Origin of the sequence: Streptomyces sp. CB02366, from assembly GCF_001905905.1 — a bacterium.
Lineage (GTDB): Bacteria > Actinomycetota > Actinomycetes > Streptomycetales > Streptomycetaceae > Streptomyces.
Map to the genome: position 1 here is coordinate 20106 of NZ_LIVT01000023.1, position 17948 is coordinate 38053.

At 74.9% G+C, this 17948-nt stretch carries 17 protein-coding genes; 11 read left to right on the forward strand and 6 right to left on the reverse strand.

The annotated features are described in order from the left end of the window. Window positions 1–163 precede the first annotated feature (163 nt). A complete protein-coding gene (locus AMK24_RS31000) occupies window positions 164–1138 on the forward strand; it encodes a helix-turn-helix transcriptional regulator (RefSeq protein WP_073772219.1) in 975 nt (324 codons plus the stop codon). A 30-nt stretch (window positions 1139–1168) separates the two neighbouring features. Here AMK24_RS31000 and AMK24_RS31005 read toward each other — a convergent pair whose 3' ends face one another. Beyond that, complete coding sequence (locus AMK24_RS31005; RefSeq protein ID WP_199876547.1) at window positions 1169–1888, reverse strand: formylglycine-generating enzyme family protein; 720 nt, start codon at window positions 1886–1888, stop codon at window positions 1169–1171. A gap of 283 nt (window positions 1889–2171) precedes the next feature. Beyond that, window positions 2172–2378: a hypothetical protein gene (locus AMK24_RS31010; RefSeq protein ID WP_073772220.1), complete on the reverse strand. Its 207-nt coding sequence runs from the start codon at window positions 2376–2378 to the stop codon at window positions 2172–2174. Window positions 2379–2637: 259 nt separating this feature from the next. Between AMK24_RS31010 and AMK24_RS31015 the strand changes: the two genes are divergently transcribed. The 3 genes from AMK24_RS31015 to AMK24_RS31025 all read left to right on the forward strand — a co-directional run bounded on the left by AMK24_RS31015 (window position 2638) and on the right by AMK24_RS31025 (window position 5542). After that, entirely contained in the window at window positions 2638–3180 is a 543-nt protein-coding gene (locus AMK24_RS31015; protein WP_199876548.1) for a Clp protease N-terminal domain-containing protein, read from the forward strand. A 214-nt stretch (window positions 3181–3394) separates the two neighbouring features. Beyond that, window positions 3395–4426 carry an EamA family transporter gene (locus tag AMK24_RS31020; protein WP_073772221.1) on the forward strand — a complete coding sequence of 344 codons (1032 nt, stop codon included), beginning with the start codon at window positions 3395–3397 and terminating at the stop codon, window positions 4424–4426. A 159-nt stretch (window positions 4427–4585) separates the two neighbouring features. After that, window positions 4586–5542: a DMT family transporter gene (locus AMK24_RS31025; RefSeq protein WP_073772222.1), complete on the forward strand. Its 957-nt coding sequence runs from the start codon at window positions 4586–4588 to the stop codon at window positions 5540–5542. 137 nt (window positions 5543–5679) lie between these two features. Here AMK24_RS31025 and AMK24_RS31030 read toward each other — a convergent pair whose 3' ends face one another. After that, window positions 5680–6411, reverse strand: coding sequence for a pyridoxamine 5'-phosphate oxidase family protein (locus tag AMK24_RS31030; protein WP_073772223.1), 732 nt, complete (start codon window positions 6409–6411; stop codon window positions 5680–5682). A gap of 35 nt (window positions 6412–6446) precedes the next feature. Between AMK24_RS31030 and AMK24_RS31035 the strand changes: the two genes are divergently transcribed. Next, on the forward strand, window positions 6447–7778 hold the full coding sequence (locus AMK24_RS31035) for an aminotransferase class I/II-fold pyridoxal phosphate-dependent enzyme (protein WP_073772224.1): 1332 nt from the start codon (window positions 6447–6449) through the stop codon (window positions 7776–7778). Here AMK24_RS31035 and AMK24_RS31040 read toward each other — a convergent pair. After that, window positions 7765–8934 carry a DMT family transporter gene (locus AMK24_RS31040; protein ID WP_073772235.1) on the reverse strand — a complete coding sequence of 390 codons (1170 nt, stop codon included), beginning with the start codon at window positions 8932–8934 and terminating at the stop codon, window positions 7765–7767. The two genes, AMK24_RS31035 and AMK24_RS31040, sit on opposite strands and share 14 nt — an antisense overlap. 74 nt (window positions 8935–9008) lie before the next feature. On the opposite strand from AMK24_RS31040, the gene AMK24_RS31045 reads away from it, so the two are divergent. Further along, window positions 9009–9923, forward strand: coding sequence for a LysR family transcriptional regulator (locus AMK24_RS31045; protein WP_073772225.1), 915 nt, complete (start codon window positions 9009–9011; stop codon window positions 9921–9923). A 286-nt stretch (window positions 9924–10209) separates the two neighbouring features. After that, entirely contained in the window at window positions 10210–10803 is a 594-nt protein-coding gene (locus AMK24_RS31050) for a hypothetical protein (RefSeq protein WP_073772226.1), read from the forward strand. An 87-nt stretch (window positions 10804–10890) separates the two neighbouring features. Here the strand turns inward: AMK24_RS31050 and AMK24_RS31055 are convergent, their stop codons facing one another. Further along, on the reverse strand, window positions 10891–11700 hold the full coding sequence (locus AMK24_RS31055; protein WP_073772227.1) for an SAM-dependent methyltransferase: 810 nt from the start codon (window positions 11698–11700) through the stop codon (window positions 10891–10893). Between the two features lie 95 nt (window positions 11701–11795). Beyond that, entirely contained in the window at window positions 11796–13448 is a 1653-nt protein-coding gene (locus AMK24_RS31060; protein ID WP_073772236.1) for a SpoIIE family protein phosphatase, read from the reverse strand. A 463-nt stretch (window positions 13449–13911) separates the two neighbouring features. On the opposite strand from AMK24_RS31060, the gene AMK24_RS31065 reads away from it, so the two are divergent. The 4 genes from AMK24_RS31065 to AMK24_RS31080 form a co-directional block, all read left to right on the forward strand. Then, window positions 13912–14340, forward strand: coding sequence for a universal stress protein (locus AMK24_RS31065; RefSeq protein ID WP_443333916.1), 429 nt, complete (start codon window positions 13912–13914; stop codon window positions 14338–14340). Beyond that, window positions 14337–15431, forward strand: a complete 1095-nt coding sequence (locus AMK24_RS31070) for an adenylate/guanylate cyclase domain-containing protein (protein ID WP_073772229.1) — start codon at window positions 14337–14339, stop codon at window positions 15429–15431. The genes AMK24_RS31065 and AMK24_RS31070 overlap by 4 nt, the downstream gene beginning before the upstream one ends. 186 nt (window positions 15432–15617) lie before the next feature. After that, window positions 15618–17723, forward strand: a complete 2106-nt coding sequence (locus tag AMK24_RS31075) for a SpoIIE family protein phosphatase (protein WP_073772230.1) — start codon at window positions 15618–15620, stop codon at window positions 17721–17723. A gap of 41 nt (window positions 17724–17764) precedes the next feature. Continuing rightward, window positions 17765–17948, forward strand: a 184-nt coding sequence (locus AMK24_RS31080; protein WP_242435335.1) for a hypothetical protein, incomplete at its 3' end; no start/stop codon positions are given.

Below are 17948 nucleotides of genomic sequence, written 5' to 3' on the forward strand. Positions count from 1 at the left end.
ATTCGCTTCGCGGGTGCGCGGGCGCCCCTTCCGCTCGTCGCCGAGGCAGCCGTGGGCCGGCCTCGGCACGGTGCGGAACGGTGCGCTGACGTGCGGTGTCCTGGGAGGGAGCCTTCCAACCATTCACGACACCCTTGGTCATGTATTTCGCTACGGTTTCCGCATGCGCGCCGATCGACTGGTCTCGTTGGTCCTGCTGCTGCGTCAGCGCGGACGACTGACCGCCGACGCCCTGGCCCAGGAGTTGGAGGTCTCCACCCGCACCGTGCTGCGCGACGTCGAGGCCCTGTCGGCGGCCGGAGTGCCGGTCTACGCCGAACGCGGCCGGCACGGCGGGTTCGCGCTGCTGCCCGGCTTCCGGACCGAACTCACCGGGCTGAACCACGACGAGACCCTCGCCCTGCTGGCCACCGGAACGGGGCGCGGAGAGCAGGTGCTCGGCCTCGGGTCCGCGCTCGCCTCCGCCCTGCGGAAGGTGGTCGACGCCCTCCCCGAGAGCCACCGGACCACGGCGAGCGACGCCGCCCAGCGGTTCCTCGTCGATCCGGAGACCGACCTGCTCGCACGCCGCGCGGTCGTCGAGGAGGTGCCCGGCGCGACGATGGCCGCGGTCCGCCGCGCCGTACTCGCCGGGCGCAAGCTGCGCATCCACTACGCGGCCGCGGACCGGGCGCCGCGGTGGCGCACGGTGGATCCGATCGGACTGGTCACCGTACGGGACCGGGGGTACCTGCTGGCCACGCGTTCCGGCGAGGACCGCACCTACCGGCTGTCGCGTGTGCTGGCCGCCGAGGAACTGCCCGAAGCGGCACAGCGGCCGAACCGGGTGGACCTGGACCGGATCTGGCGGGAACGCTCCGCGCGGTTCCTGTCCGGCGGAGCCCACCTCGCCGTGCGGGTACGGGTGAACCCGGCGCGCAGGGAGGAGCTGCTGGGCACCGTGCTGGCCGTCCGCGCGGACGCCCCCGACGCGGACGGCTGGTCGCGGCTGGAGGTCGCTTTCCAGGACGCCCGGCACGCCGAGTGGGCGCTGTGGCAACTCGGCCCGGACGCGGAAGCGCTGGCCCCGCCTACCCTGCGCCGCGCCCTCCACGACCGCGCCACCCGGGTCGCGGCCCGCTACGCGGACCCGGGCTGAGAGCTGCCCCGGCCCGTCGTCCCCGCCGCTTCACACGGGCCCGCTCCGCCCGTCGCCGGGGGCCGTCCGTACGCCCGGGGGCGTCGTCGAACGCGCGAGGCGGAACCCCACGTCGTCGACCTGCAAAGCCGGGTGGCTGCGGCGTCGCGCGGAGGCACGGCAACTCCAGTGCTCGTCGAACCACCCGCCGCCGCGGAGCACCCGGTAACCGCCGTAGACCTCGGCGTCGTAGACGTCCCAGCACCAGTCCCAGACATTGCCGAGCATGTCGTGGAGCCCCCACGCGTTGGGGCGTCTGCCGCCCACCTCGTGGACGCGCTCGTTCGAGTTGCCCCGATACCAGGCGATCTCGTCCAGCTCTCCGTAGCGCGGACCGTCCGTACCGGCACGGCAGGCGTACTCCCACTCGGCCTCGGTCGGCAGCCGGTAGCCATCGGCCGACGCGTCCCAGTCGATCTCCTCGGGCCCGGCGCGGAAGCGGTACGCGGGTGTCAGGCCGGCCTGCGCGGACAGGGCGTTGCAGAACCGCACCGCCTCCCACCAGGAGACGCCCTCGACGGGCAGCCGGTCCCCGCGCCCGGTGCTGGGTCGCGCGCCGGTGACCTGTGCGTACAGTGCCTGGGTGACCGGGGTCGCCGCGAGCCGGTAGGGCGCGAGCTCGACCGTCCACCTGCGTTGCGTCCGCCGGTCCGACAGCGTCACCCGTCCCGGCGGGAGGGCGATCATCTCGTTCCCCGTCATCGTGTCCATGGGGAGGAGAGCCTAGCGAGTCTCCTCGGGCGGGCCGCCGACGGCCTCTGCCCCGCCGGCCGGTTCCCCGAGGCGGCGCCCGGTGGGCGGCGCGGAAGACCGGACCGCGCGCGAGCGGGCCCGTGGGACGGGTGGCGGGGGCCGTCCGCCTCCGTGCGGGCCGTGGTCCGGGCGTGAGAAGCCCGGCGAGTTCGCGTGGCGGCTTCGGAGCGCCGCCGTCGCGGAGACCTTCGGCTTGGCGCCCCTCGGCGAGAGCGCCGCTCCGGCTCTCCCTGTCGTCGCGTCAGATCTGTTGGGGCTCCTGCCGGGTCTGCCGGGTCTGCCAGATCACCGCGGCGTCGAAGCGGTCCGACGCACGGGGGTGCGGGCCGTCGTCGTGGCAGTGGAAGGCCGTCCAGAAGAGATCGGCGGGCAGGGCGTCGGAGGGCGCGTACACGCGGTAGACGTACTGCAGCCCGTCCTCGGCGAGCAGAGCGACCATCCAGAACACCCGTTCGCCCCCTCCCTCCGCTTCCCGGCGCCGTCGCCGTCCGGACTGTGGCGTGAGGGACGTGCGCGCGGGGGCCGGCGGTTGCCCGGCCCGGCGTACAAAGCAAGGCGGCGCGCGCCCCCGGCCGCCACAGACCTCTTCTGCGGCGCGATCTCATCCGCAAGGATGACGGATCGCACCGGCGTCCCCAACTTCGGTGGGATGCCCCATGGGTCGCTCCGGCGATGTCTTCCGGGCGGAGGACTGATCGGATAGAGGTGTGCAAAACCGGACGCCGCGCCTGCCCTGGCAGCCCGCACCGAACCACGCCGAGTTCGATGCCCGCTCCACCGACGCACTGGCGTCGGCGCTGTCGGCTGCGCGCCGGCGCGCGCTGCGCGACGGGGACCGGCAGATCGACACCGCCCACCTCCTGCACTCGTTGATCGAGACGGACCCCGACGTCCGCGAGGCGTTCGACGGCGGTCCCCGGCTGGCCAGGGTCCTCGGCTATCTCGTCCAGCGCAGCATCGGCTACGGGCTCCGCTGGCAGGGGTCGGTCGAGGACTCCGGGGCCGTCCCGGTGGTGCGCGACCCGGCGACGGACGGCTGGTCGCCCTCGGCCCGGGCCGCGATGGAGGACGCGCGGTACCGGGCGGCTTCGCGCGGCGAAACCCGCGCCGCCGGTCTCGACCTGCTCGCCGCCCTGGCGGCCGACGCCGAGTCGCGCGCGGTGGAGGTGCTCTCCCGCGCGGGCGTGGAGGCGCGGTGGCTGTCGGAGCGGGCGGCCGCCCTCGCCGCCGAGGTGCCGCGGCCCGTCTGAGCCGCCCCCGGGCCCTCCCCTCGTGCCGGTCCCTCCTGTCGCTCCGGCCCCTTCCCCGGCACCGGTTCCTCCCGTCGCGCCGGGGCGCTTCCACCGCCGGTGGCCACCTGCTCGCGGTGGAGGCGCGGATCTCCCGGAGCGCCGTGCCGAAGGGCGCCGTCTCGACAGGTGTCACGGGGATGACGGTGCTGTCCGCTGCTGCCATGATGTGCCGATGCACGCGTCTTCGGGAGTTCAGGGCAGAAGCGCCGGGCTGGGCCTCGCCCTGGTCTCGGCCTTGGCGTTCGGCGGTTCGGGAGTGGCGGCCAAGCCGCTGATCGAGGCGGGGCTCGACCCGTTGCACGTGGTCTGGCTGCGCGTCGCGGGCGCCGCCCTCGTCATGCTCCCGGTCGCGTGGCGCCACCGGAACCTCGTACGGGAGAGGCCCGCCCTCCTCGCCGGGTTCGGCCTGTTCGCCGTGGCCGGGGTGCAGGCCTTCTACTTCGCCTCGATCTCCCGTATCCCGGTCGGCGTGGCGCTCCTGGTCGAGTATCTGGCGCCCGCCCTGGTCCTCGGCTGGGTCCGCTTCGTGCAGCGCAGGCCCGTCACCCGGGCCGCCGCGCTCGGAGTGGTGCTGGCGGTCGGCGGCCTCGCGTGCGTCGTCGAGGTCTGGGCCGGGCTCGGCTTCGATCTTCTCGGGCTGCTGCTGGCCCTCGGCGCGGCCTGCTGCCAGGTGGGCTACTTCGTCCTGTCCGACCACGGCGGCGGACAGGACGGCCGGGACGCGGCGGAGAAGGCCGAGCCGCCGCACCCCGTCGGGGTCATCGCGTACGGACTGATCGTCGGAGCGGTCGTCCTCACCGTCGTCGCCCGCCCCTGGGGAATGGACTGGTCCCTGCTCGGCGGCAGCGCGGACATGGACGGAGGCGAGGTCCCCGCCTGGCTGCTGCTCGGCTGGATCGTGCTGCTCGCCACCGTGCTCGCGTACCTCACCGGGGTCGTCTCGGTCCGGCTGCTCTCGCCCCAGGTGGCCGGGGTCGTCGCCTGCCTGGAGGCGGTCATCGCGACCGGCCTGGCGTGGGTGCTCCTCGGCGAACACCTCTCCGCACCCCAGCTCGTCGGCGGGTTCACCGTGCTGGTCGGTGCGTTCATCGCCCAGTCCTCCGCGCCGAAGGCCCCGGCGGGCCCGGTCGCCGCGGGGGCCGGAACCGGCGTGCCGGCCGAGCCCGCCGAGGGCGAGTTGTCCGGCGGCCGGGCCCCGCATTAGTGTTCCGGCCATGCATCTGACCGTGTTGCCGCCCCCTGCCGCCTAGCGCGGGCGGCCACTCCGGACGAGGACCGGGCTCGGGCAGTCCCCGAGCGGTTCGTCGCTGCCCGCCTGCGGAGCCGAGCGACCCACCACCCCGTCCTCCTTCGGAGAAGTCACATGTCCTTTCCTGCCGGATCCGCGCTGCCCGTCGGGCGGAGCCTGCTGTACCTCGTCGTCGCCGGAGTCGCCTGGGGCACCGCCGGCGCGGCCGCGTCCCTGGTCTTCCGCGTCAGCGACCTCGGCCCCCTCGCCCTCTCGTTCTGGCGCTGCGCCGGAGGTCTCGTCCTGCTCGCCCCGGTGCTCGCCCTGCGCCCGCGCCGCGCACCCCGGGAGCCCGAGCCCCGGCGTCGCCGGCTGATCCGCATCCTCGGCACCGGCATCGGTCTCACCGTGTTCCAGAGCGCCTACTTCGCCGCCGTCGAGGTCACCGGCCTCGCCGTGGGCACCGTCGTCACGCTCGGCGCCGGACCCGTACTGATCGCCGTGGGAGCCCGCCTTCTGCTGGGCGAACGCCCCGGGCGAGGAGGGGCGGCCGCCGTGACCGGCGCGCTGACCGGCCTCCTCGTGCTGGTCCTGGGCGGCGAGGGCGGCGACGTCGTGCCGGCCGGGGTGCTGCTCGCGCTGCTGTCCGCCGCCGGGTACGCGGCGATCACGCTGCTCACCCGGTGGCTCGGGCGGGACGGCGGCGGTGACGCACCGGCCACCAGCGCCTGGGCGTTCGGCATCGGAGCGGTGGGGCTGCTGCCCATGGCCGCGGCCGAGGGGCTGGTACCGCACACCGCCGAGACCGGGCAGGTGCTGGGGCTCGTGGTGTACGTGGCGGCGGTGCCCACGGCGCTCGCCTACGCGCTGTACTTCGCCGGAGCCGCCGCCGTCCGCTCGGCCACCGTCTCCGTGATCATGCTGCTGGAACCGGTGAGCGCGGCCGTCATCGCGGTGACCGTCCTGGGGGAGCGGCCGACGACCGCCACGGTCCTGGGCACGCTGCTCCTGCTGACGGCCGTGGCCGGACTGGCGCTCGCGGAGACGCGCGGCGCGGCGAGCGCCCGCCGGGAGGCGCCCACGGCGGTCTGACGGCGCCCGCCCCGTGCGACCGGCCTGTCCGTTGGAGGCGCGGGGCCCCGGCCGGCGCGGCGTCGCCGCGCCTCCGGGCCGCCGCGACGGCCGGGGAGCGCGGCGGCCCGGCCGCGATCGGGGCCCGTCGTACTCCGTCAGAGCGCCGCCAGATAGTCCGGTACGCCGACGGCCGGGTCCAGGTCGTCCGCCGGGACCGGCGCCGCGTAGCCCCGGGTGAGCGGCACGATGCCGGTCCAGTGGGGGAGGGCGCCGTCCTCGGGCTCGTCGTTGGGGCCGCCGGTGCGGACCTTGGCGGAGACCTCGTCCAGGTCCAGCCGGATCACCGCCGTGGCGGCGAGCTCCTTGGCGTTGGCGGGCCGGGAGTCGCGGGAGCGGCCCGGTACCACCTGGTCCACGATCGCGTCCAGGGCGAGCCGCCGCTCCTCGGGGTCGGTCACCGGGACGGCCGTGCCGTGCACCACCACCGAGCGGTAGTTCACCGAGTGGTGGAAGGCGGAACGGGCCAGGACGAGGGCGTCGACATGGGTGACCGTCAGGCAGACCGGCAGCCCGGGGGCCGTACTCCTGGCCGAGCGCAGCGGTCGCGAGCCCGTCGAACCGTGGACGTACAGCCGCTCGCCGATCCGGCCGAAGAGGGTCGGCAGGACGACCGGCGCGCCGTCGCGTACGAAGCCCAGGTGGCAGAGGTAGGCCTCGTCGAGGATCGAGTGGACCAACTCGCGGTCGTAGGAGGCGCGCTCCCTGGAGCGGGTGGGAACGGTGCGGGCGGTGGGAAGGTAGGGGGCCGCGACGCCCGGGTCCGGGGCGTCGGACTCCGTCCCCGGCCCGCCGGAGACCGGGCCTTCGGTCGGCGAGGTGTGCCGCATGGTCATCTCCGTTGCACTAGTGCATAATGAGGTTTGTGCTAGGAGACTATCGGATCAGTGGGCGGCGCGCATCGGAGATCGCCGCCAGCGTCGAGCGCGGGGTCGGTTCGGGTGACCTCCCGCCGGGTCATGTGCTGCCCCCCATGCGGGAGTTGGCGGCTCGGCTGGAGGTCAACCCCAACACGGTGGCGGCCGCCTACCGGACGCTGCGCGAACGCGGGGTGATCGAGACGGCGGGCCGCCGGGGGAGCCGGGTCCGGCCCGCCCCGGCCAGCACGACGCGCGGCTCCCTGCGGGTCGAGGCGCCGCCCGGTGTGCGGGACCTGGGCGAGGGCAACCCCGATCCCGCCCTGCTGCCCGACCTCGGGCCGGCGCTCGCCGCCGCGGCCGCCGCCGACGCGGAGAGCCGCGGTCTGTACGGGCAGGCCCCGGTGGTCGCGGAGTTCGCCGCGTACGCCCGGGCCGCGATGGACGCCGACGGGGTGCCCGACGGGCCGGTCGCCGTCGCCTCCGGCGCCCTCGACGCGATCGAGCGGGTGCTCGCGGCGCACCTGCGGCCCGGCGACGCGGTGGCGGTGGAGGACCCAGGCTGGGGCGGCATGCTCGACCTCGTACCGGCGCTCGGGCTGCGTCCCGTGCCGGTCGGGGTGGACGATTCCGGCCCCCTGGTCGCGGATGTGGAGCGGGCGCTGCGGGCCGGGGCGCGGGCCCTGGTCGTCACCGACCGGGCGCAGAACCCGACCGGCGCGTCGCTGGACGCGCGGCGTGCCCGGGAGCTGCGCGCGGTCCTCGCCCGCCGTCCGGACGTCCTGCTGATCGAGGACGACCACGGGCACGCCATCGTCGACCTGCCGCTGCACCCGCTGGCCGGGGTGACGGCCCACTGGGCGTTCGTCCGCTCGGCGGCCAAGGCGTACGGGCCCGACCTGCGGGTCGCCACGCTCACCGGGGATCCCGTCACGGTCGACCGGGTGGCGGGGCGGCAGCGGCTGGGGCCCGGGTGGGTGAGCCGGCTGCTCCAGCGTGCCGTGCTCCACCTGTGGACCTCGGACGCCGTCGACACCCGGGCGGTGGCCCGTTCCTACGGCGAGCGCCGGGACGCCCTCGTCCACGCCCTCGCCGAGCGCGGGGTGGCGGCGCGCGGTCGCAGCGGGATGAACGTCTGGGTGCCCGTGAGCGACGAGACCGGGGCCGTCGCCCGGCTCCTCCACGCCGGTTGGGCGGCGGCCCCGGGCGCGCGCTTCCGGCTGGACACGCCCCCGGCGGTGCGGCTCACCGTCTCCCCGCTGGCCGCGGCCGACATCGGCCCGCTGGCGGACGCGGTGGCGGCCGCGGCGGGACCGGCCCGGCCGGTCAGCTTCGGCTGAGGCGGGCGGGGCCGGCCCCCGGGCGCTCGGTGTGAGGGGCGGGCGGAGCGGTGTGCGCGGTCGGTGGAGGGGGCGGCAGGGCCGTTGCGGAACCGGACCCGGAATCGGAGGCGGGGCCGGAATCGGAACCGGAGTCGGGGCCGGGTTCCGGGACGGTATCGGCGGCGCGGGCGCGGCTCTGGGTGAGGGCCGCGCCGACGAGCACGATCAGCGCCCCGACCGGCGTGTTCCAGCTCAGCCGTTCGCCGAGCAGCACGACGCCCGCCGCCGTCGCGATCACCGGGATGAAGTAGGTGACCATCTGGGCCGTCGTGGGGCCGACCTCCTGGACCAGGCCGTACTGGAGCAGCACCGCGAGACCCGTGCCCAGGGCCCCCAGGGCGAGGACGGAGAGCGTCGGCAGAACGGGGAAGGATGTGGGCGCGGAGGTGAACAGGGGTGTCACCACGGCCAGTTGCACCGTACCGAGCAGGAGCTGGCTGCCCGTCAGAGCCAGGGTCGACGATCCCGTCCCGGCCAGGGTGCGGCGGACGTAGATCCAGCCGACCGGGTAGCAGAACGAGGCGAGCAGCGCCATGCCCGTACCCGGCAGGTCCAGGCCCGAGAAGCCCTGCCAGGCGCCCAGCACCGTGAGAACGCCGAGGAAGCCGATGCCGAGTCCGGCCACCCGGCGGCGCGTCGGGCGGTCCTCCGAGAGGGCGACCGCCGAGAGCGCCATGCCCCACAGCGGTGAGGTCGCGTTGCAGATCCCGGCCAGCGTCGAGGGGATGGTCAGCTCGGCGTAGGAGAAGAGGGAGAACGGCGCCGCGTTGAGGAGGAACGCGGCGACCGCGAGGCGCCCCCAGGTCCGGGCCGAACGCGGCAGTCGCTCCCGGCGCACCGCCATGGCCGCGACCAGGACCGCCGTACCGGCCAGGAGGCGGCCGAAGGTGACCTGGAACGGGGCGTACCCCTCGGTCCCGACCTTGATCAGCAGAAAGCTGAATCCCCAGATGAGGGAGAGCGCAGCGAACCGGACCCGCCAGTCGGCGGCCGGTCGCGGAAGGGCCGCTCGCGGGACGGGCGGCGGGGCGGGCGGGACGGATGCGGTCGGCCCGGCCGGTGCGGGCGGAGGAGGGGCGGACGCCGGGGCCGCCGGCTCGCGGGGAACGCTCATGGGGCCCAGCCTGACGAAGACATCCTCGTAGAACAAGCGAATGTTTCTGTGGTCCTTCACGTAGCATCGCTTATATGTTGAACCTGGAGCGGCTGCGCACCCTGGACGCCCTGGCGCGGCACGGCTCGGTGACCGGAGCGGCCGACGGACTGCACGTCACGACGTCGGCGGTCTCGCAGCAGATGGCCAAGCTGGAGCGGGAGGTGGGGCAGCGGCTGCTCGCCAGGAACGGCCGCGGCGTCCGCCTCACCGACGCCGGACGGCTGCTCGCGGACCACGCCGCCCGGATCCTCTCGCAGGTGGAGCTGGCCCAGTCCGACATCGAGGCCCAACGGGGCGAGGTCGTCGGGGAGGTGCGGCTCTGCGCCTTCCCGACGGCGGCGCGGGGGCTGTTCCCCGCGGCGCTCACCTCCCTGCGCGCCGACCACCCCGAACTCACCGTCCGCACCCAGGAGCTGGAGCCCGAGCAGGGGCTGCGCGCCGTGCAGCGGGGGGACGTCGACCTGGCCGTCGTGCTCGACTGGAGCAACAAGCGGCTGCCCGTGCCCGGAGGGCTGACGAAGGTCGAACTCGTGGACGACGCGCCGGACATCGCCATGCCGGCCGGGCACCCCCTGGCGGACCGCGAGGCGGTGGAGCTGGAGGACTTCGCGGACGACCCGTGGGTGTCCTGGCCGGAGGGCGAATTCTGTTACGAATGGCTGGTTTTCACGCTGCGCTCCCGCGGCATCGAACCGCGCATCGCCCACCTGGCGGGCGAACACCACACCCAACTCGCCCTGATCGCGGCTGGGTTCGGTGTCTGTGTGGCTCCACGGCTGGGGCGCGGCCCGGTCCCCGAGGGGGTGCGGCTGGTGCCGGTGCGGCAGACGATGCGGCGGCACGTCCACGCCGTCTGGCGCACGGACGCGGACCGCCGCCCCTCGGTCCGGGCGGCGGTGGAGGCGCTGCGTGCCGCCGGTGCGGGGGTGGCGGCCGCCGGAGGGTGAGCCGGAGGGTCTCCGGCTCCCTTCTCGGGGCGCGGATGCGGGCTCCGGGCCCGGGGCGGTCCGGCGTGGGGCGAGGCCGGCGAGTTCGTGGAAGCCCGAGGAAGCGGTCTTCTCCGGCGTGAGCCGCGGCCAGGCGTGCCGTCCGTGGTGGGCATGTCCCGGCCGCCGAATCATTCGACGGGGAACGGCCGTTCCGCCTCGGCGGGTTCAGGGTGGGGCCGGATTCCGCCGTCGACCGTGCGGCCCCGGCCGTCCCACCCGTGAGGCGGTGGCCGAGAATCCGGGAATGGACGTCCCCGCGCTGCTGGAAGCCGCTTCCCTGCTGGTTCCCGAGAAGACCGCCACGGAGAACGACATCACGGTGAACGATGTCTGGGAGTACCTCGTCCATGACGAGTGGGAAGTGGCCCTCGGCCTGCTGGAGGAACTCGGGGACGCCGGACCGCTTCCGCTCGGCTTCTGGGAAGCCCTGGCCGCCGCGGCCGAACAGCTGGGACAGGAGGCGAGCGCGGCCTGGTGCCACTGGCGCTGCTTCGAAGTCCGGCACGGGACGATCCGGGCCGACCTCACCCTCCGCCCCGCCGCCGAAGCGCGACGCGGGACGCCGATCCCCGGCCGCGGCGTCCTGCGGCCGATGTGGGACATCGGCAACCGGAGGGAGGGCGGCGGACCGGCTCTCGACATCGCCCGCCTGTGGGTGGAGTTCACGCCCCTCCTGGAACCCGGCGGCCGGGCCCCGGTACGACTCGCGCCTCTCGACCCCGCCCGGTGGCGGCGCCTTCGGCCCGGCCGGGTCATCACCCTGTACGAGGACCGGACCGCGGCGGGGACGGCCGTCGTCCTGGAGGTCACGCCGCTCCCGGGGGCGCGAGCCGGGTGACGACCCGGTTCGGGGACGACCGGCCGGAAGGCCGGGCCCGGCCCGTCGTCGGCGGATCGACCGCACGGAACGGGAGGGGCCGTCGTCTCAGGGTTTCCTGGCGACCGCCCCGTACATGGCGATGTCCCGGCCGTCGACGCCGTCCTGGTCCGGTCCGGGGCGCCAGGCGTGCACCTGGGTGACCCCGGGCTCCTGCAACTCCAGCCCGTCGAAGAAGGAGGTGGCGGTGGGGAGGTCGCGCAGCGCCATGGGCATGTCCTGCTGCCGGTACTCCTCCGCCACCCGGCCCACCTCCTCGGGCGCGAAGTCCCCGGTGCCGATGGTCATCGCCAGGTAGCTGCCGGAGGGCAGCGGGTCCAGCAGGCGCTGGACCAGGCGCCGGTCGTCCGGCGGCAGGATGAAGTGCATGATGCCGATCACCATGAGGCCCACCGGCCGGTCCAGGTCGATGAGTTCGCGGAACTCGGGGCTGTCCAGGATGGCATCGGGGTCGTGCATGTTCGCGTCCACGTAGGCCGTGGCCCCTTCCGGCGAACTCTCCAGCAGGGCTCGGGCGTGCGCGAGGACGATGGGGTCGTTGTCGACGTAGACCACGTGCGACTCCGGCACCACCTCCTGCACGATCTCGTGCAGGTTCGGTGAGGTCGGCAGGCCGGTCCCGACGTCGAGGAACTGGCGGACTCCCCGCTCCTCGGCCAGGTAGCGGGCGGCCCGGTGCATGAACCGGCGGTTCTCCAGCATGTGGACGGGTAGCGCGGGCCAGTGCCGGACCATGGCGTCGCCCGCTTCCACATCCGCGGGGTAGTGGTCCTTGCCGCCCAGGATGTAGTCGTACACCCGGGCGGAGTGGGCCCGTGAGCTGGCGAGTCCGCTCTGGCGTTGGTTCGGCGTGTTCATGCGGAGCCTCTTTCGTCCGAGGACGGCTTTCTCGACGGTATAGAGGGGCTGTACCGGGCGCAAACGAGGAGGCCCCGGGCCCCCGACGCGTTCGCTCACGGGTCCGGCCGCGCCTGGAGGGCGATGACGGCGATGTCGTCCCGCCGCTTCTGGACGGGGGGCAGCAGGCCGCGGATCAGGTCCGGCAGCGGCAGACCCCTGCGGGCCAGCGCGTCGGTGCGCTCGCGCAGCCGCCGCAGGTTGTCGCCGATGTCCGTGTCCGGCGTCTCCACGAGCCCGTCGGTGTAGAGCACCAGGGTCTCGCCCGCCCGCAGGATCGCCTGGAGGGTGGTGCGGGGGAGGGCTTCGGCGACGCACAGCGGCGGGTCGGGGGCCGTGAGGCCGTGCAGGTACCGCGACGGCGCGTCGGCCGGGAGCAGCAGGGGCGGCGGGTGGCCGGCGTTGGAGAAGGCGATGTGCCAGTCGCCGTGGGCCTGCCGCCGCAGCACCGCGTGCACCGCCGTGACCATCGAGGGGCTGTCGAGCGCCTGCACGACGCGGTCGAGCCGGCTCAGGGTGTCCGCCGGACTGGCGGCCGGGCCGCTGTCGTAGGCGAGCCCCCGCAGGATGCTGTTGACGCGTCCCATCGCGGTCGCCGCGTCGAGGTCGTGGCCCGCGATGTCGCCGATCGACAGTGCGAGGGCGTCGGGGGAGAGCCGGACGGCGTCGTACCAGTCACCGCCGACCTCCGCCGCCGAGTCGGCCGGGTGGTAGAGCGCGGTGACGGTGAGCCCGTCGACGGACGGCGGGGGAGCCAGGAACGACTGCTGGAGCGCGAGCGCCTTGCCGCGGATGCTCTGCAGTTCCATGGTCCGGCGCAGCGGTCCGCTCATCTGCTGGAAGACGTCCTGCAGCAGGGAGAGGTCGGCCTGGTCCGGAGGCGGGTTTCCCCGGCAGGTGGCGATGGTGGCCAGGGCGACGGTCCGGCCGTCGACCACGACGGGCAGCAGTGCCACCCCCGTCGCGCCGGCCTCCCGCAGCCATCGGACGGCGGGGGCCGAGAGCCCGTGCCCGGGCGGCCCGTCCGGCGGGAAGACGAGCAGCCTCGCCTGCTGGCGCTCGATGGCCTGCCGGGCCACCGGGCCCAGCAGGAAACCGGGCTCCAGGGGAGGCAGAGGGGGCAGCCCGGGGGCGAGTCCCACCCGCTCCGGCGACGTCACGGCCGGCGCCCCGTCCGAAGGCCGCACGCCGGCCTCCAGGCCGTTCTGCACGCGGAAGACGGCGACGGCGTCGGCCAGTTCGGGTACGACGGCCGCCGCCGTGGTCAGGAACGCCTCGGACAGGTCGTGCGCCGCGGGCACCGCCGCCATGCGGGCCAGCAGCTTCTCGCGCATCCGCGTCCGCCAGTGGTCCTCGGCGTCGGTGGCGGTCCCGACCCACTCCACCTCCCCGCTCTGGTCCAGCACCGGAGCGGCGATGATCTTGACGTGGCGGAAACGGTCGGGCGCGCCGTCGAGCCGTACCCGTACGATCGTGTCGAGCGGGATCCGCCGCCGGGTGGCCACGCGCCAGGCCCGCTGGAACCAGCCCCGGTCCTTCGGATGCACGGCGTCCATCCACGGGTTCCCGTTCTCGGGATGCCACAGTTTCTCCGCGATGCCCCCTCCGGCCAACAGGGTGATGACGCCGTCCGGCGACATCACCCACACCGACTGCGGCACGGCGGACATGAGCGCCTGGTACCGCTTGAGGAGACGTTCCTCGTTCACGGCCGCCTCCACCGCGTTCGGGCAGGCGGCACCGCACCCCCGGCCGGGGGCAGCGGACCCGGACCGGGCGGGCGGCACAGCGGACCATCGCCCCTCATGCTCCGATGATCCCCCGCATCGGGGGCCTCAGCACACCGGCCGAGCGTGCTTCCGTCTCTCCTCGGGGGGCGCCAGCCGCGGCGCGGGGGACGGGACGCGCCCACCGGGCGGCCCCGGGACGCGCGCACGTCGCGCAGCGACTGCCCTACGGCGGCCGCGTCCACGGCGCTCCCGGAGCCTCCGGGCCGCCAGACGCTCGTGGGCGCGGTGGGGGCCCAGCCGTACCGCACCGGGGGCGGCGTGCTGGAGGACAGCGGTCCCGGCCGCCGGGCACCCTTCTTTACCTCCTGCGCCAACGCAGCTTACTCTGGAGTAAGTAACCGTTTCCCCAGGGGAGTTGCGTGTGAGTTCCTATCGAGTCGTCATGGTCGGCACGGACGGGTCCGAGTCGTCGTTCGCCGCGGTGGAGGGAGCGGCCCGGCTCGCGGCCGTCTGCCGGGCCGAACTGCTCATCGTGTGCGCCTACCAGCCGATGCGCGGTCCGGAACTCTCCCGGGCGCAGGACCAGCTCGGCTCCGAGGCGTACCAGGTGGTGGGATCGGCGCCGGCCGAGGAGACCCTGCGGGCCGCACGGGAGCGCGGGCTAGGTCAGGGGGTGTCGGAGGTGCGGTCCCTCGCCGTTCAGGACGACCCCGTGCCCGCCCTGGTGAACGCCGCCCGCGAGCACGCGGCCGACCTGCTGGTGGTCGGCAACCGCGGCCTGCGCTCGCTCGCCGGGCGCATCCTGGGGTCCGTGCCCGCCGACATCGCGAGGAAAGCCGGCCTCGACGTGCTGATCGTGCACACCACATGAGCGATCCGCGTCCGGTCGCCCCGGAGGGGGAGCAGACCGAGGCGGCGGGTTCGCCCGACGCCGCCCTGCGGGAACTGGTGCTGGGCGCCGCCTCCCGGTGGACGCGGAGGGATGTGGCCGAACGGGCGGGGGTGGGGCTGGAGCGGGCCGAGCGGATCTGGCGCGCGCTGGGCTTCCCCGCGGTGGAGGACGGCGAACGCTTCTTCACCGACGCCGACGTCGAGGCCCTCCGCGGGGTGGCACGCCTGATCGGGACGGGGCTGGTGACCAGCCGGAACGAGACCATGGTGGTGCGCGCCGTGGCGTACCACCTGTCACGCCTGGCCGAGTGGCAGATCGAAGCGTTCTGGGGGTGGCTCGGCCGGGAGGCCGGAACGGCTCCCGGCGACGGCGAACCGGTGGAGCGGGCGGCGGAGCTGATGCCGGAGCTGGAGGCGTTGCAGAGGTACGTCTGGCGCCGCCACCTCGCCGCGTACGCGGAGCGGACCCGGGCCGGGCAGGGGGCGGCCGAGGAGGAAGGAGCCCCGCACCCGCCGCCGGGCTCCGGTCCCGCGCGGCTCCCCGGCGATGCCGGGCTCCGGTACCGGGCCGTGGGATTCACCGACATGGTCGGGTACACGCGGATGACGCGCGGCCTGGAGGGTGCTGAACTCGGACGGGTCATCGACAGTTTCGAGAGCCTCACCGGCGACGTGATCGCCGAAGGGCACGGCCGGGTGGTGAAGACCATCGGGGACGAGGTGTTCTTCGTCTGCGAGTCGGCTTCCCGCGCGGCGGACATCGCGCTGGAGCTGACGGCCCGCGCCCACGGCGCACCCGAGCTGCCCCGGGTCAGGACCGGGCTGGCCTACGGGGAGGTCCTCTCCCGGTTCGGGGACCTGTACGGCACCGCGGTCAACGCGGCGGCCCGGCTGACCACGGTCGCCCGCCCCGGCACCGTGCTGGTCGACACGGCCTTCTCCGGTGAACTGGCCGGACTGGCGGGTTACGAACTGAGAGGGCTGCGCCCCGTCTCCGTACGGGGTTTCCCGCGGTTGCGTCCGGTGCTGCTGCGACCCGCCCCGGCGGGGCGCCGGAAGGCGATCCGGTGATCCCTCTTCCACGGAGCCGCGCCCGGGCGGGCGGAGCGTGGAGCGGGCACGGCGGCGTGTGCTCCCTCCCCGCGGCCGTGGGGCTCCGGGATGCCCGTACCCCCGGTGAGGGCGCAGCATGGACGGGAGGGCAGTGCCCACGGCGTTCCGTGCGCCGTCGGGGTCCGGGCGTGGAGGGAGGGTGCGATGGGCCACGACGCACCGCACGAGGCCGACGGCTCCGGCGCGGCCGGAACCGACGGCGGTGCGGGCCCGGGGAGGGCGGGGAACCTGCTGGACTTCCTGAACGTCGCGGCTGTCGTGGTGGACCTCGAGGGCCGGATCGTGTTCTGGAGCCCGCAGGCCACCGGCGTCTTCGGATACACCGCCGAGGAGGCGCTGGGCCGGTACGCGGCACGGCTCCTGCTCGGTGAGGAGGACCGGCGCCGGGCGACGGAGCTGTTCGCGACCGTGATGGGGTCCGGAGAGAGCTGGTCGGGGACGTTCCCCGTACGGCACCGGGACGGCGGGGCCCGGCTGGTGGAATTCCGCAACGTGCGGCTGCAGGACGACCTGGGGGACGTGTACGCGCTGGGGATCGCCGTCGACCAGAGCGCGCTGCACGACGTGGAAGGCCGCCTGGCGATCTCGGAGCAACTGGTGTCCCAGGCGCCGGTGGGGTTCGCCCTGCTGGACGCCGACCTCCGCTACCGGCTGGTCAACCCCGCGCTGGAGCGGATCAACGGGGCCCCGGCCGCCGAGCACATCGGCCGGCGTCCCCGCGACGTCCACCTCCACGGCGTGGTGGAGACGGTCGAGTCCGCGCTGCGGTACGTGCTGAGGACCGGCATGCCGCTCATCGACCAGTACATCGTCGGCCGCACGCGCGCCGACCCCGACCACGACCACGCGTGGTCGGTGTCCTACTACCGCGTCCACGGGCCCGCGGGGAGGGTGATCGGGGTGGCGTCCTCGATCGTCGACGTCACCGAGCGGCACCTGGCCTCCGCCGAGGCCGAACGGGCCCGCAAGCGGCTCGCGCTGCTCGCCGAAGCCTCCGCCCGGATCGGCACGACGCTCGGAGTGGAGCGCACCGCCCGGGAGCTCGCCGAGGTCGCGGTCCCGGACCTCGCGGACGTGGCCGCGGTCGACATCCTGGACGACGTGCTCAACTGCCGCGTCCGCGCACGGCGCGAAGAGGGCTCGGAGCTGTTCCGGGCGCTCGCCGTCGCCTCCGCCTTCCCCACCGGGGTCACCGCCGCGGCGGACCCGGTCGGAGAGGTCGCCGCCTACGGCCCGGAGCGGCTGATCACACGGTGCGTGCGCACCGGACAGCCTGTGCTCGTGCCCCACTGCGGGCCGCGGGACCTCCGGCACATCGCCCGTGACGCCCAGGCCGCCGACGCCCTCGCCCGTGCCGGGGCGCACTCCTACCTCGCGGTTCCCCTCATCGCCCACGACGAGACGCTCGGAGCGGTGGACCTGCTGCGCACCCGCAACCCCGCGCCGTTCGACGGGGACGACGTCCTGCTCCTCCGGGAGCTGGCCGCCCGGGCGGCGATCGCCATCGGCAACGCCCGCTGGCACCAGAACGTCCGCACCGCCGCGGAGACCCTCCAGCGCAGCCTCCTGCCCCCGGCGTCACCGAAACGCCCCGGCCTGCGGATCGCCTCCCTCTACCGGCCGGCCCAGTCCGCCAACGAGATCGGCGGAGACTGGTACGACGTCATCCCCCTGTCCGACGACAAGACCGCCCTCGTCATCGGCGACGTCATGGGCAACGGCATCGACGCGGCGGCGGCCATGGGCCGGCTGTGCACCGCCGCCCGCGCCTACGCCGCCCTCGACCTGCCCCCGGACGAGATCCTCCGGCACCTCGACGGGCTCACCCAAAGCCTGGAGCACTACATCGCCACCTGCCTCTACGCCACCTACGACCCCCGCACCGGCCAGTGCCGCATCGCCAACGCCGGACACCTGCCCCCGGTGCTCGCCCGGCCCGGACGCAAGCCCCGGCTGCTGCACCTGCCCCCCGGCGCCCCGCTCGGCGTCGGAGGCGTCGGCTTCGACACCGCCACCGTCGCCCTGCGGACCGGCGACCGGCTCCTGCTCTACACCGACGGGCTCGTCGAAACCCGGGACGACCCCATCGACGAACGCCTCGGCCTCCTCCTGCGCACCGTCGATTCCCTCGACCCGTCGCTCGACGCCACCTGCGTCCGACTCGTCGACTCCATGCGCAGGCCCGAGGACCCCGACGACGTCGCCCTCCTCCTCGTCGAGACCCGGGAGGCCGGCCTCCTCCCGGACTGAACCGCCCGGCGGACACCGCCGGACCCCTCCCTCGGTCGGGTGTGACGACGTACGAGTACCGGGTCGTGACGACCGACCGGTACGGGCGGGTGTCGCAGGCCGGCCCGCCCGCCACGGAGACCACCCCGGACACCCGGCGCCCCGCCCCGGTCCAGGACCTGACCGCGGAACGCGTCCCGCTCGGCGTCCGGCTGACCTGGACGCCGCCCGCCGACGCCGACGTCC

What these genes read in the sequence shown, in the direction of transcription:
- AMK24_RS31000 (WP_073772219.1), top strand. Translation starts at nt 164, where the DNA reads ATGCGCGCCGATCGACTGGTCTCGTTGGTCCTGCTGCTGCGTCAGCGC.
- AMK24_RS31005 (WP_199876547.1), bottom strand. Translation starts at nt 1,888, where the DNA reads ATGGACACGATGACGGGGAACGAGATGATCGCCCTCCCGCCGGGACGG.
- AMK24_RS31020 (WP_073772221.1), top strand. Translation starts at nt 3,395, where the DNA reads ATGCACGCGTCTTCGGGAGTTCAGGGCAGAAGCGCCGGGCTGGGCCTC.
- AMK24_RS31025 (WP_073772222.1), top strand. Translation starts at nt 4,586, where the DNA reads ATGTCCTTTCCTGCCGGATCCGCGCTGCCCGTCGGGCGGAGCCTGCTG.
- AMK24_RS31030 (WP_073772223.1), bottom strand. Translation starts at nt 6,411, where the DNA reads ATGCGGCACACCTCGCCGACCGAAGGCCCGGTCTCCGGCGGGCCGGGG.
- AMK24_RS31040 (WP_073772235.1), bottom strand. Translation starts at nt 8,934, where the DNA reads ATGAGCGTTCCCCGCGAGCCGGCGGCCCCGGCGTCCGCCCCTCCTCCG.
- AMK24_RS31045 (WP_073772225.1), top strand. Translation starts at nt 9,009, where the DNA reads ATGTTGAACCTGGAGCGGCTGCGCACCCTGGACGCCCTGGCGCGGCAC.
- AMK24_RS31050 (WP_073772226.1), top strand. Translation starts at nt 10,210, where the DNA reads ATGGACGTCCCCGCGCTGCTGGAAGCCGCTTCCCTGCTGGTTCCCGAG.
- AMK24_RS31055 (WP_073772227.1), bottom strand. Translation starts at nt 11,700, where the DNA reads ATGAACACGCCGAACCAACGCCAGAGCGGACTCGCCAGCTCACGGGCC.
- AMK24_RS31065 (WP_443333916.1), top strand. Translation starts at nt 13,912, where the DNA reads ATGGTCGGCACGGACGGGTCCGAGTCGTCGTTCGCCGCGGTGGAGGGA.
- AMK24_RS31070 (WP_073772229.1), top strand. Translation starts at nt 14,337, where the DNA reads ATGAGCGATCCGCGTCCGGTCGCCCCGGAGGGGGAGCAGACCGAGGCG.
- AMK24_RS31075 (WP_073772230.1), top strand. Translation starts at nt 15,618, where the DNA reads ATGGGCCACGACGCACCGCACGAGGCCGACGGCTCCGGCGCGGCCGGA.